The sequence below is a fragment of the Bradyrhizobium sp. USDA 4541 genome (assembly GCF_024171085.1).
GTDB classification, from domain to species: Bacteria; Pseudomonadota; Alphaproteobacteria; order Rhizobiales; family Xanthobacteraceae; genus Bradyrhizobium; species Bradyrhizobium australafricanum.
The window spans coordinates 4,724,395-4,736,887 of record NZ_JALJZF010000001.1 but is presented as its reverse complement, the minus strand read 5'-3'; the positions used below and the strand labels follow the sequence as shown (position 1 = coordinate 4,736,887).

Here is a 12,493-nt window from a genome sequence, read left to right as displayed (position 1 = left end):
CGCTCACGCCTTGCCCTCACGGGCCCGCGCAACCAGCGACGTCGTGCTGTGGCCGGGCAGGATCTCGACCAGCACCACCTCGCCGCCGGCGGCTTCGACGATCTCGTGGCCGACCACCTGCTCGCGGGTATAGTCGCCGCCCTTGACCAGCACGCTCGGCCGCACCTGCGTGATCAGATTGATCGGGGTGTCCTCCTCGAAGATCGCGACGAGGTCGACGGCTTCCAGCGCCGCCAGCACCTCGGCGCGGGCGCGCTCGTCCTGCACCGGACGCCCCTCGCCCTTCAGCCGCTTCACCGAGGCGTCGTTGTTCAGCCCGACGACGAGGCGATCACAGGCGCCGCGCGCGGCGGTCAGCACCTTGACGTGGCCGGGGTGCAGGATGTCGAAGCAGCCATTGGTGAAGCCGATGCGCAGATCCTGCCTGCGCCACTCCTCGAGGCATGCATCGATGTCGCCGCCGGCCGGGACGATCTTCTCCTCGGCCGCCAGCGAAGCGTGCGGCAGGATCCTTCGGCGCAATTCGGCGGACTTGACGATCGCGGTACCGGTCTTGCCGACCGCAACCGCCGCCGCCGCGCTCGCGATCCGCAGCGCGCCCTCCCAGTCGGCGCCGCCCGCCAGCGCCAGCGCCAGCGCCGCGGCAACGGTATCGCCGGCGCCGGAGACGTCGCGTACCTTGACCGGCAGCGCCGGCACATGGATCGACTCGCCGCCCCGCGTCACCAGCGTCATGCCGCGCTCGCCCTGCGTCACCAGCATCGCCTCGCAATCCGCGAGGTACATCGCATCGGGCGCGGCCTGCGCGATGCTGCCCTGGCTGTCGGCGCGGCTGCGGGTCGCCTCGGCGAATTCCTTGCGGTTCGGCGTCAGCACGGTCGCGCCGCGATAGATCGCGAGATTGGCGCTCTTGGGGTCGACGATGACGCGCTTTTGCGCCTGGCGCGCCGCGTCGATCACGTTGCGGATCACGCGCGCGGTGAGCACGCCCTTGGCGTAGTCCGACAGCAGCACGATGTCGGCCCGCGCAAGCCGCGGCAGGATCGCGTCGATCAACTGCTGCTCGATGGCCGGCGCGGCCGGCGCGGCGAACTCCCAGTCGGAGCGCAGCATGTGGGTCGAAAATTGCTCGGAGACGAAGCGCACCTTGCGCGTGGTCGGACGCGCGGCGTCGCGCACCAGCACGGTCTCGATGGCGGGCTCCTTCGCCAGCGCTTCGGCCAGCACCGCGCCGGCGGCGTCCTCGCCGATCAGGCCGACGAAGATGCAGCGCCCGCCAAGCGCGGCGATGTTGCGCGCGACGTTGCCGGCGCCGCCGATATTGGTCTCGCTGCGCCTGACCGCGATCACCGGGGCCGGCGCCTCCGGCGAGATCCGCGACACCTCGCCGTAGACGAACTCGTCGAGCATGAGGTCGCCGACGCACAGCACGGTCTGGCCGGACATCGCACGCGAGATCGCTTCAAAATCGAACATCAGTCACCGTCATCCGCTCTAGCGATAGCGATCCGCGCGGTCGAGAAAGCCCTTCACATAGGCCCCGACTGCGTCTTCCAGGCGGGTGAAACCGCCATTGTATCCAGCGCGCCCGAGACGATCGACGACGCTCTGGGTGAAGTACTGGTAGCTGCCGCGAATCTGCTCGGGCATGTCGACATACTGGATGTTCGGCTGCAGCCCGAGCGCGCCATAGGCCGAGACGATCAGGTCCTTGAAGCTGCGCGCCTTGCCGGTACCGACATTGAACAGCCCGGAGACCCGCGGCGTCGCGATCAGCCACATCATCACCCGCACGACGTCGTCCACATAGATGAAGTCGCGACGCTGATCGCCGTCCGCGATGCCCTCGCGATGCGACTTGAACAGCTGCACGACGCGGCCCGCCTTGATGTCGTCGAAGCGGCGCGCGAGCACGCTCATCATCGGGCCCTTGTGATATTCATTAGGGCCGAACACGTTGAAGAATTTCAGCCCGGCCCATTGCGGCGGCAGAGGCTCGCCCTTCGCCGCGCGCTCGGCGACCGCAAGGTCGAACAGGTTCTTGCTCCAGCCGTACAGGTTCATCGGCCGCAACCGCTTCAGCGCCTCGACCGATGCGTCATCGTCAAACCCCCGTTCGCCGTCACCATAGGTCGCGGCCGAGGAGGCATAGATGAACGGCGTGGCATTTGCCGTGCACCAGTCGAGCAGCCGCATCGAGAGACGGAAATTGGTCTCGATCACCAGGTCGCCGTCGGTTGCCGTGGTCTCGGAGATGGCGCCGAGATGGATCACGGCGGTGAGCCGCCGCCCCTTCAGCCAGTCGCCAAGCTCGGCCGGCGGAACGACATCGGCAAGCTGGCGCTTGGCCAGGTTCCGCCACTTGCCATCCTGCCCAAGCAGATCGCAGACCGCGACGTCGCTGCGCCCGGCGTCGTTCAACGCGGCCACGACGTTCGATCCGATAAAACCGGCGCCCCCGGTTACCAGAAACATGATGAAATCCCGCCAGATTCCTTTGCAGCCGTCAGCTTTGCCCCACTCCCGCGTCGCAGGCAACGACGGCTTTACCTCTCATCGCGAACCGGTTACCGACTTGGCCGCACCCGATCGGCCTTGGCCTATTTAGAAATGAATATTGATTCAATATCTGATATCGAAACACAGGATACCGGGGATACCAGACCTATCCTCGTCGTGCCCTATGTTTGGATCGGCGATTTCGTGCGCGGCCACACCGTGGTCAGGGTGCTCCGCAAGCGTTGGCCGAACCGGCCGATCGACCTTCTGACGTCCAGGCTTTGCGCCCCTTTGGTCGATTATATGCCCGATGTTCGCGCCGGGATCGTGTCTGACCTGCCGCGCAGCCGGCTGGCGCTGGCCCAGCAGCAGGCCCTCGCGGCCGAGCTTCGCCGACGGAACTACGCCACCGCGCTGGTGCTGCCGCGGACCTGGAAGGCCGCTCTCGCGCCGGCGCTGGCGGGCATCCCGGAACGGGTCGGCTTCTTTGGCGAGGTGCGATTCGGCCTGATCAACGCGATGCGATGGGGTGAAAAGCAGCAGCCGCGCTTCATCGACAAGAACGCGATCCTGGCACTGCCTGACGGCACTGCCCGCCCGCCGGAATGGCCGGTGCCGCAGCTTCGGGTTCCCACGGACGAAATCGAACGCTGGCGGCAGGCTAACGGCCTCGGCCGCGGTCCCGCCATCGCGCTCGGCCCCGGCTCGGTCGGCGCCTCGAAACGCTGGACCTATTATCCGGAGGCCGCGCGGCTGTTCGCCGAACATGGCTTCGACGTCTGGGTGGTCGGCGGCCCCGGCGAGAAGGCGCTGGCGCAGGAGATCGCGGCCGTCGGCGGCGCGCGGGTCCGCGACCTCACCGGCAGCGATCTGCGCAACGGCATCGTTGCGATGGCCGCGGCCAGCGTCGCTGTGACCAACGACTCCGGCCTGATGCACATCGCCGCCGCAATCGGCACGCCGACCATGGGCATCTTCGGCCCGACCGATCCTTATCTCTGGGCGCCCCTCAACGGCCTCGCCGCGACGGTGCTACAGACCAGGAGCAAGCTGTCGTGCCAGCCCTGCCAGCGCACGGTCTGCACCATGAACGATCATCGCTGCATGCGCGACATCGCCCCCGAAGAGGTCGTGGAGATTGCGCAGCGCGTGCTGGCTCAGGTCAGCGCGCGGTAGACCTTGGCGATCGCGTTCGCCTCGGCATCGAGGCTGAACTTATCCACAACTCGTTGCCGCGCCCGCGCCCCCATCGCCGCGGCCGTAGCCGGATCGCGCATCAAGGGCTCCAGCGCGGCCACCAGCGCATCGGCGTCGCCAGGCGGCGTCAGCACGCCGGTGACGCCGTCCTCGACGACGAACTCGGCGGCGCCCGCGCGCGCTGCCACCAGCGCCGCGCCCGCAGACATCGCCTCGATCAGGGTCAGGCCGAAACCTTCATTGCGCGAGGTGAAGGCGTAGATCGTCAGCCGCTGATACCAGCGCATGACGTCCTCGATGGGCAGTTCGCCCGTGATGATGATGCGCGATTGCAGGCCGGCGGCCCCGATCTTCCGCTTCAGCTCGTTGGCAAAGGCGAGTTGCTCCGGCACCACGGCGCCGACAATGACGGCGGTGAAATCGGGATAGCGCGGCAGCAGCCTGCACATCGCCTCGACGAAGACGTCGCTGCCCTTCTGCGCGCGCACCCGCCCGAAACAGCCGATCGCATAGCGTCCCGGCAATCCGCTCTCGGCGAAGGCGCTCGCGCGATCGGCCGGCGGCGCATAGCGGTCGGTGTCGACGCCGTGCATCACCACTGTCGCGTCGCGCTTCAGATAGGAGGCCGACAGCGGACTGGTGGCGATGATCGCATCCATGTTGCGAATCAGCCAGCGCGTCAGCCAGGTGTGATGGCGCTGCGCGGCCGAGGTGAAGATCAGTTTCAGCGGCCAGCCGAGCGCGCGCAGCGCGAGCCCGACGATCATCTCGTCGTTGCGCCGCGCATGCCAGATCAGCGGCGATGCGCGCCGCCACAGGTGCAGGAGATCGGCGAATCCGATCGCGTCGATGCCGTCGGGCCGATGCGAGCCGAGCCAGGCTGCGCGAAGCATCTTGGCGAGCTTCGGCGCGACCATGCGGTTGGTCGCGGTGACACCCGAATAGCGTCGGTGCAGATTGGGCACGATGAGCTCGAGCTCGCCGGCAGGTGTGTTCTCGATCGGCACTCAAGTCTCCGTTTCGTGCCTGTTCCTATACGCAACATTAAGCATAGTGGCCAGTTCGGCCGCGGCGAAACCCCCTCTTCACCGCACTCCCGCTAGCATCACCGGTTAAAGAACATCGGGAGAGCTCTATCCATGACCGTGCTCGTGACCGGCGGCGCCGGCTATATCGGAAGTCACATGGTTCATGCGCTGGTCGATGCCGGCGAGAGCGTCGTCGTGGTCGACAACCTTTCCACCGGCTTCTCCGCGTTCCTGCCCGAAGGCGTGCCGCTGTTCATCGGCGATGCCGGCGACGAAAATCTCGTCGAGGGCGTGATCGCCCAGCACGGCATCGACAGCATCATCCATTTCGCGGGCTCCGTCGTGGTGCCGGACTCGATGCGCGATCCGCTCGGCTACTACCGCAACAACACCATGACGACGCGCAGCCTGCTCAACGCGGCGGTGAAGGGCGGCGTCAGCCGCTTCATCTTCTCCTCGACCGCGGCCGTCTACGGCAACCCGGACCAGGTGCCGGTGCCGGAGATCGCACCGACGCGTCCGCTATCGCCCTACGGTTCGTCGAAGCTGATGACCGAGATCATGCTGCACGACGTCGCATCCGCTCACGGCATGAGCTACGTCGTGCTGCGCTACTTCAACGTCGCAGGCGCCGACCCGAAGGGCCGCGTCGGCCTTGCCACCATCGGCGCCACCCATCTGCTCAAGATCGCGGTCGAGGCCGCGACCGGCCAGCGCGCCAAGATCGACGTGTTCGGCACCGACTATCCGACCCAGGACGGCAGCTGCATCCGAGACTTCATCCATGTCAGCGACCTCGTCGAGGCGCACCGCTCGGCGCTGTCCTATCTGCGCGCCGGCGGGCAATCGGTGACGATGAATTGCGGTTATGGCCGCGGCTATTCCGTGCTCGAGACGATCGAGGCGGTGCGCCGGGTCTCGATGCGCAACTTCGCGGTCGCCTACGCCGCGCGCCGGCCCGGCGACATCATGACCATGGTGGCCGACACGACAAGGATCCGCTCGCTGCTCGACTGGACGCCGCGCTTCGACGATCTCGAGACCATCGCGAGCCACGCGCTGGCCTGGGAGGAGAAGCTGTTCCGGGAGCGCGCGGGCTCCGCGCGACAGGCGGAATCGGCCTAAAAAACAAACCGTTATCAAGCAGTTATTGTGCTTGAAAAAGCCCCGCCAAGCGGGCAAGGAGGTCCCGCAACCCTGACGGCCGGCGCTGCCCGCCGTCAATGGAACGCGGATGGCCCAGTTTCCAAAGAAAATTACCGACGATCCCTATGGCGCGGCGATCCTGATTCGCCGCCTCGTCATGGAACAAGGGATTACCTATTGGCGGCGCTATCTGACGGCGTTCGCCCTGATGGCCGTTGCGGCCGGCTCGACGGCCGGCGCCACCTACGTGCTCGGCCAGGTGATCAACCAGGCCTATGTCGACAAGAACATCCCCGGCATCGCGATGTTCGCCGGGATCACGGTGGTGTTGCTGTTCATCAAGGGCGTGGCGACCTACGGCCACATGGTGATCCTGAACAAGATCTCCAACGCCATCCTCGCCAGCAACCAGCGGCAGCTATTCGCCAAGCTGATGAGCGAGAGCATCGGCTTCTTCTCGCAGCGGCACTCGTCGGAATTCCTGGCGCGGCTGACCGCCGGCGCCAAGTCGATCACCGACGTACTCAACATGCTGGTCAATGCGATCGGCCGCGACTTCCTGATGCTGATCAGCATGGTCGCCGTCATGGTCTGGCAGGACCCGCTGATGTCGTTCATCGGGCTCGTGGCGGTGCCGCCGGCGATGCTGATGCTGCGCAGGCTGGTGAAGCGGATCAAGGGGCTCGCCTACAACCAGTTCACCGGCACCGCCGACATCATGGAGACGATGCAGGAATCGCTGCAGGGCATCCGCACCGTGAAGGCGTTCACGCTGGAAGGCGCCATGCAGCAGCGGATCGACGAGCACATCGCAACCGTCGAGAGCAATGCCAACAAGATGGCGCGCGTCGCCAACCGTTCCAATCCGCTGATGGAAATGCTCGGCGGCTTCGCGGTCGCCGGCTGCCTGATGTATGGCGGCTACAGCGTGGTGGCGCTCGGTTCCACGCCGGGCCAGTTCTTCACGTTCCTGACCGCCTTCCTGATGGCGACCGAGCCGGCCAAGCGGCTGGCGCGGCTCAACATCGATCTCAACAGCCAGCTGGTCGGCGCGCGGATGCTGCTCGAGGTGGTCGATAGCCCGGCGAGCGAACAGTCCGATGACGGCAAGCCGGCGCTGAAACTCTCCGACGCGCGGATCGAACTGCGCGACGTCAGCTTCGCCTATCGGCCGGGCGAGCCGGTGCTGAACCGCATGAGCTTCGTGGCCGAGCCCGGCAAAGTGACTGCGCTGGTCGGCCCCTCCGGCGGCGGCAAATCGACCGTGCTGGCCTTGCTGCTGCGCTTCTACGAGACGCGCGAGGGCGACATCCTGATCGACGGACAGCCGATCTCGTCAGTGTCTCGCAAGTCGCTGCGGCAGCAGACCGCCTATGTCGGACAGGACGTCTATCTGTTCCGCGATACCATCCGTGCCAACATCGCCTTCGGCAAGCAGGGCGCCAGCGAGCAAGAGATCGTCGACGCCGCCAAGGCCGCCTGCGCGCACGACTTCATCATGAGCTTCCCGCTCGGCTACGACACGCCGGTCGGCGAGCACGGCACCCAGCTGTCCGGCGGGCAACGCCAGCGCATCGCGGTCGCCCGCGCGCTGATCAAGAACGCGCCGATCATCCTGCTCGACGAGGCCACCGCCGCGCTCGACTCGGAGTCCGAAAAGCAGGTGCAGGAAGCGATCGAGCATCTCTGCCAGGGCCGCACCACGATCGTGATCGCGCACCGCCTGCACACCATCATGCATGCCGACGCGATCCTGGTGGTCGAGGGCGGCGAGATCGTCGAGCGCGGACGGCACGAGGAGCTGCTGCGCCGCGGCGGCCGCTACGCCTCGTTTTTCCGCCTGCAGCACCACCACGACCCGTCGCCGCTGGCGCTGGCGCCGATCAGCGCCACCGGCTAGGGCGTCTCACCCCTTCGGGGCCATGCCTGCGCGCAGCACGCGCAGGACATTGCCGCCCATGACCTTGCGGATGTCGTCCTCCGAGAACCCGCGCGACATCAGCGCCTGGGTCACGGCTACGATCTCGCTGGCATCGAAGCCCGTGGTGGTCGAGCCGTCGAAATCCGAGCCGAGGCCGACATGGTCGATTCCGACCAGGTCGCGGACATACGCGATCGCCCGCGCCACGTTGTTCGGATCGAGCGAGCAGACCGCGCCTTGCCAGAAACCGATGCCGACCACGCCGCCGGTCCGCGCGACGCCGCGGACTTCGTCGTCGGTGAGGTTGCGGTTGACCTTGCAGGTCGCCTGAACGCCGCCGTGGCTCGAGACCACCGGACGCGTCGCCATCGCCAGCACCTCGGCGACCGCCGCGTGGCTCGCATGCGCGAGGTCGACGATCATGCCCATCGCCTCCATCCGCTGCACCACCTGCCGGCCGAGCGGCGTCAGCCCGCCCTTTGCGACGCCGTGCATTGAGCCTGCGACATCATTATCGAAGAAATGCGCGAGACCGGCCATTCTGAATCCGGCGGCATAGAGCACGTCGAGATTGGCGATGTTGCCCTCGATGTCCTGCAAACCTTCGATCGAAAGCATGCCGCCAACCACCGTCGCGCCGCTTTTGCGGTCGGCGAGCAGGCGGTCGAGGTCGGCCGGCGTTGCGATCAGGCGCAGCCGCCCGGCGGACTGTTCGGCGAAGCTCCGCAGTTTCTCGGCATGCCACAGCGAGCGCTGCAGCAACGAGAACCACGTCCGCGGCGGCTGCAGATCGATGATGGCGAGGTTGGTGATAGTGTCGGTATCGGCGCCGTTGGCATCATAGTTCTGGCCCTTGGGCGACTTGGTGACAGACGAGAACACCTGCAGCGCGTAGTGTCCCTCGATCAGGCGCGGCAGATCGATATGGCCGCGATCGGATCGCGCGATCAGGTCACGCTTCCACAGCAGGCTGTCCGCATGCATGTCCGCCACGTCGAGCGTCGCCTGCAAGGCCGTTGCGGCGGGCGTGATATCCTGCGCCACGCGCTGGACCCTGTTCTGCGCCCGGTCGATCCGCTCCGGGGCGACCGTGAAAAACCGAACGGCGGCGGCGATCAGGGCCACAACGATCAGCACCACGCCGATCGAAAGCCATTTCCTCATGGGCCCCACCGCCATTGTCGACCAAAGGCGGCCGCGCTCGGCGGAAAGCTGGCCTCACCTCTGCGCCGGATGCAGCCGCGGCCACTAGCCCTGAGCGGCGTAAGCGCGTAAATACCGCCCGCGCTCCCTCCTTCAACCCTCCGGGACCCGTTCATGAACGCCGCATCCACCGTCATTCCGCTTCCCCCGCAGCCCTCGCTTCCCGTCGTCGGTGAATCCGGCACCTATCCGGTCCGCCGCATCTGGTGCGTTGGCCGCAACTATCTCGAGCATATCAGGGAGATGGGCAATGACGAGCGCGCGCCGCCGTTCTTCTTCGGCAAGCATGCCGACATGCTGGTGCCCGACGGCGCGACCATCCCCTATCCGCCGCTGACCAAGGACCTGCATCACGAGGTCGAGCTGGTGGTGGCGATGAAGAGTGGCGGGCTGAACATTCCCGCCGACAAGGCGCTCGAGCATGTCTACGGCTATGCCGTCGGCATCGACCTGACCCGCCGCGACCTGCAGATCGCCTCGCGCAAGAAGGAGCGGCCCTGGGAGATCGGCAAGTCGTTCGACTATTCCGCGCCCTGCTCGGCGATCCAGCCGGCCGCGAAGATCGGCCACCCGACCGCGGGCAAGATCTGGCTCACCGTCAACGGCAAGGAAGCGCAGAAGGGCGACCTCACCGAGCTGATCTGGAACGTGCCTGAGATCATCTGGCAGCTCTCGCAGCAGGTGAAGCTCGCCGCCGGCGACATCATCATGACCGGCACGCCCGCCGGCGTCTCGCAGCTGCAGGTGGGCGACAAGCTCGAATGCGGTGTCGACGGCGTCGGCAAGCTCGCGGTGACGATCGGCAAGCCGGAATAACCGCCTCAGCAGACGAGGCAAGGCCCAAAGCCCCGGACCTCGAGTCCGGGGCTTTTTGCTGTGCGCGGTCAGCGCATCGTGCCGGGCATGCAGGGCGGCTCGGTGAACGGGGCGGTCGCGAACGATCCGACCTTCGGCGCGCGCACACAATCGGTGGTCTTGCTGCTGACCGTCGTTGTCGTCATCGAAGCATTGGCGCGCCGCACCGCAGCGTTGTTGCCGGCGGCCGACGCCTGCGCCGAACAGGCGGCTGCGGCAACCAGCGCAAGCGCCGCGAAGGTCAATTTGGTCATGGGATTTCTCCGTACGGTGGGTGAAGCCGACCTAGCTCGGCTCCTGTGATCAAGGACCGCGAGCGCCCGGAAATTATTTCATCACGCGCGATCACCGCGCCGCGAGCGCCTGATCACTTCAGATGGAGCGGGGAATACCGGAACGACCGGGGCACTCCATGTCATCAAGGCCGCGCGCAAACGCGGCGATGACGGCATGGAGATTTTCATGATCGATCTTCGACGACCCGGCGTACGGCTTGGCTTGGCTGCGATTATGTCCGCGACGATGGCGACCGCTTGCTTCGCACAGGCAGCGGTCCAGCAGCCCCGCGCCTACGCGTCAAACGAAACCGCGAGCAGGCCGTGGTCGGCGCCGGTCGGCCATCGCCAGCCGCGCGCCGCCGATATTCCGGCGACGACATCGACATCGCAGCAGATGATCGATCAGGAGGACGCGATCGTCGACCGCAAGATCAAGGGCATTTGCCGCGGCTGCTAGAGCATGATCCGGAAAAGTGCGAAGCGGTTTTCCGAGCAGGTCATGCTTAAAGACAAGGAGCCACACCTCGGTCTCGCCAGCGGCGGATCCTACTGCCTTTCGGCGGCCTGCGGCGCCGCCGGGCCGAGATGCGTCTTCTCGTACTCGAGCCACAGTTCGAGCAGCGCCATGAATGCCACCACCGCGCCGGCGGCGATGGCAAAATGCATCGCGCGGGTATGCGTGAAGCCGAGCAGCCAGGGCGAGACGATCAGCCAGCATCCGACGGCCAGGTTGATCCATTGTTCCCAGATCGAGAACGCGACGATCGCCGCCAGAGACATGATCGCGATCGCCGCGCCGCTGATCCTGAGATCGATCGCCGCCGTCGGATTGGCCCGCACGAACAGCCACGGCGCAGCGAGCAGGAAAATCGCTGCGATGAGGTTATAGAGATCGAGCGCGGATTCTTTTCGCCACTTCATCATCGATTGCTCCCTTGCTACTCAAACCCGCTGCTGATGCGCCTCGGGCGCATTGATGTCCCTGCCCGTGTAGTCGGTCATCATCGCGGTCGCGACCAGCGTGATGATTGCGCAAGCCGCGATATAGGCCGCGATCGCGGTCGCCGAATGGAACGTGCCGAACAGCCAGGTCGCGATCAGCGGTGCCGGACCGCCGGCGATCACGGAAGCAAGCTGATAGCCGAGCGAGGCGCCGCTGTAGCGCAGGCGACCAGTAAAGCTCTCTGCGATCAGGGCCGCCTGCGGGCCGTACTGCATGTCGTGCGGAATCAGCGACAGGAAGATCGCAAGGAAGATGATCGTTTCCGATCCGGTGTTAAGCATCGCGAAATAGATGAAGCCGAACACGCCGGTCACGGCAGCGCCGATCATGTACATGTTCTTGCGGCCGATCTGATCGGAGATGTGCCCGCACAGCGGGATCGAGACGAACGACAGCACCGAGGCCGCGAGCACCGCGGTCAGCAGGAAGTCACGCGAGACGTGCAGCGTTCCGACGCCGTAGGAGAACACGAAGGCGGTGAAGATGTAGAACGGCGCCTGCTCGGACATCCGCGCGAAGGCGGACAGCAGGATCTCCTTCGGATGATCGCGGATCACCGTCAGCATCGGCGTGCGGTCGAGCTGACGCTCGGCCAGCAGCTTGCTGAACACAGGCGTTTCCAGAATGCCGAGCCGGATGTAGAGGCCGACACCGACCAGGACGATGCTGAGCGCGAACGGAATGCGCCAGCCCCACGCCAGGAACTGGTCGCCCGACATCTGGCTGAAAGCCAGCACCGCGAGATTGGCGAGGAACAGTCCGCAGGGCACGCCGAATTGCGGCCATGACGCGATCAGGCCGCGGGAGCGATCGTTGCGCGCCCATTCCATCGACATCAGCACCGAGCCGCCCCATTCGCCGCCGACGCCGACGCCCTGGATGAAGCGCAACACGGTCAGGATCACCGCGCCCCAGATGCCGATGCTGGAATAGGTCGGCACCAATGCGACCGCCGCGGTCGCCAGTCCCATCAACAGCAGCGTCGCGATCAGCGTCGACTTGCGGCCGATGCGGTCGCCATAGTGCCCGAAGATCGCAGCCCCGATCGGCCGCGCGACGAAGCCGACCGCATAGATGGCGAAGGCCTCGAGCGTGCCGACCCAGGGATCGGAATGCGGAAAGAACAGTTTTGCGAAAACCAGGCCGGTGACGGTGCTGTAGAGAAAGAAGTCATACCACTCGATCGCGGTCCCGACGGTAGAGGCGATCACCGCACGGCGCATCTGCAGCTGATGCTCGGATGGTGTGAGCCGGTTGGCGTCGAGGCCGGGGGTCGGACCAAGCATTGGGCCAAATCTTGCCATGGAGGTGTCTCCCTCGCAGGCCCCCGGACGGATATTGACTGTGGTTTGTTTGAGCACAA

12 protein-coding genes are annotated in these 12,493 nt (G+C 66.1%); 5 read left to right on the top strand and 7 right to left on the bottom strand.

Features of this window, described 5'->3' with window-relative positions; all coding sequences use genetic code 11:
• Positions 1–3: 3 nt before the first annotated feature.
• Positions 4–1,476, bottom strand: coding sequence for a D-glycero-beta-D-manno-heptose-7-phosphate kinase (rfaE1, locus tag J2R80_RS22220; RefSeq protein WP_253639420.1), 1,473 nt, complete (start codon positions 1,474–1,476; stop codon positions 4–6).
• An 18-nt stretch (positions 1,477–1,494) separates the two neighbouring features.
• A complete protein-coding gene (gene rfaD / locus J2R80_RS22215; RefSeq protein ID WP_253639419.1) occupies positions 1,495–2,475 on the bottom strand; it encodes an ADP-glyceromanno-heptose 6-epimerase in 981 nt (326 codons plus the stop codon).
• A 135-nt stretch (positions 2,476–2,610) separates the two neighbouring features.
• Between rfaD and waaF the strand changes: the two genes are divergently transcribed.
• Positions 2,611–3,675 (top strand): lipopolysaccharide heptosyltransferase II, encoded by a 1,065-nt coding sequence (waaF, locus tag J2R80_RS22210; RefSeq protein ID WP_253639418.1) that lies wholly within the window; start codon positions 2,611–2,613, stop codon positions 3,673–3,675.
• On the opposite strand, the gene J2R80_RS22205 is transcribed toward waaF, so the two are convergent.
• The gene (locus J2R80_RS22205; protein WP_253641017.1) at positions 3,657–4,697 is read right to left on the bottom strand and encodes a glycosyltransferase family 4 protein; all 1,041 of its coding nucleotides are present in this window, start codon (positions 4,695–4,697) and stop codon (positions 3,657–3,659) included. The two genes, waaF and J2R80_RS22205, sit on opposite strands and share 19 nt — an antisense overlap.
• Positions 4,698–4,835: 138 nt before the next feature.
• On the opposite strand from J2R80_RS22205, the gene galE reads away from it, so the two are divergent.
• Together galE and J2R80_RS22195 are read left to right on the top strand one after the other, a co-directional pair.
• The gene (galE, locus tag J2R80_RS22200) at positions 4,836–5,849 is read left to right on the top strand and encodes a UDP-glucose 4-epimerase GalE (RefSeq protein WP_253639417.1); all 1,014 of its coding nucleotides are present in this window, start codon (positions 4,836–4,838) and stop codon (positions 5,847–5,849) included.
• A gap of 109 nt (positions 5,850–5,958) precedes the next feature.
• Positions 5,959–7,770 carry an ABC transporter ATP-binding protein gene (locus tag J2R80_RS22195; RefSeq protein ID WP_253639416.1) on the top strand — a complete coding sequence of 604 codons (1,812 nt, stop codon included), beginning with the start codon at positions 5,959–5,961 and terminating at the stop codon, positions 7,768–7,770.
• 6 nt (positions 7,771–7,776) lie between these two features.
• On the opposite strand, the gene J2R80_RS22190 is transcribed toward J2R80_RS22195, so the two are convergent.
• Positions 7,777–8,955 carry a dipeptidase gene (locus tag J2R80_RS22190; protein WP_253639415.1) on the bottom strand — a complete coding sequence of 393 codons (1,179 nt, stop codon included), beginning with the start codon at positions 8,953–8,955 and terminating at the stop codon, positions 7,777–7,779.
• A gap of 153 nt (positions 8,956–9,108) precedes the next feature.
• On the opposite strand from J2R80_RS22190, the gene J2R80_RS22185 reads away from it, so the two are divergent.
• Positions 9,109–9,810 carry a fumarylacetoacetate hydrolase family protein gene (locus J2R80_RS22185; protein WP_028341609.1) on the top strand — a complete coding sequence of 234 codons (702 nt, stop codon included), beginning with the start codon at positions 9,109–9,111 and terminating at the stop codon, positions 9,808–9,810.
• Between the two features lie 68 nt (positions 9,811–9,878).
• Here J2R80_RS22185 and J2R80_RS22180 read toward each other — a convergent pair whose 3' ends face one another.
• Entirely contained in the window at positions 9,879–10,103 is a 225-nt protein-coding gene (locus J2R80_RS22180; RefSeq protein ID WP_253639414.1) for a hypothetical protein, read from the bottom strand.
• A 208-nt stretch (positions 10,104–10,311) separates the two neighbouring features.
• Here J2R80_RS22180 and J2R80_RS22175 point away from each other — a divergent pair, with 208 nt between their 5' ends.
• Positions 10,312–10,584 carry a hypothetical protein gene (locus tag J2R80_RS22175; protein ID WP_253639413.1) on the top strand — a complete coding sequence of 91 codons (273 nt, stop codon included), beginning with the start codon at positions 10,312–10,314 and terminating at the stop codon, positions 10,582–10,584.
• A gap of 89 nt (positions 10,585–10,673) precedes the next feature.
• On the opposite strand, the gene J2R80_RS22170 is transcribed toward J2R80_RS22175, so the two are convergent.
• Together J2R80_RS22170 and J2R80_RS22165 are read right to left on the bottom strand one after the other, a co-directional pair.
• Positions 10,674–11,048 carry an SPW repeat protein gene (locus J2R80_RS22170; protein WP_253639412.1) on the bottom strand — a complete coding sequence of 125 codons (375 nt, stop codon included), beginning with the start codon at positions 11,046–11,048 and terminating at the stop codon, positions 10,674–10,676.
• A 21-nt stretch (positions 11,049–11,069) separates the two neighbouring features.
• Positions 11,070–12,434, bottom strand: coding sequence for an MFS transporter (locus tag J2R80_RS22165; protein ID WP_253589825.1), 1,365 nt, complete (start codon positions 12,432–12,434; stop codon positions 11,070–11,072).
• Positions 12,435–12,493 lie beyond the last annotated feature (59 nt).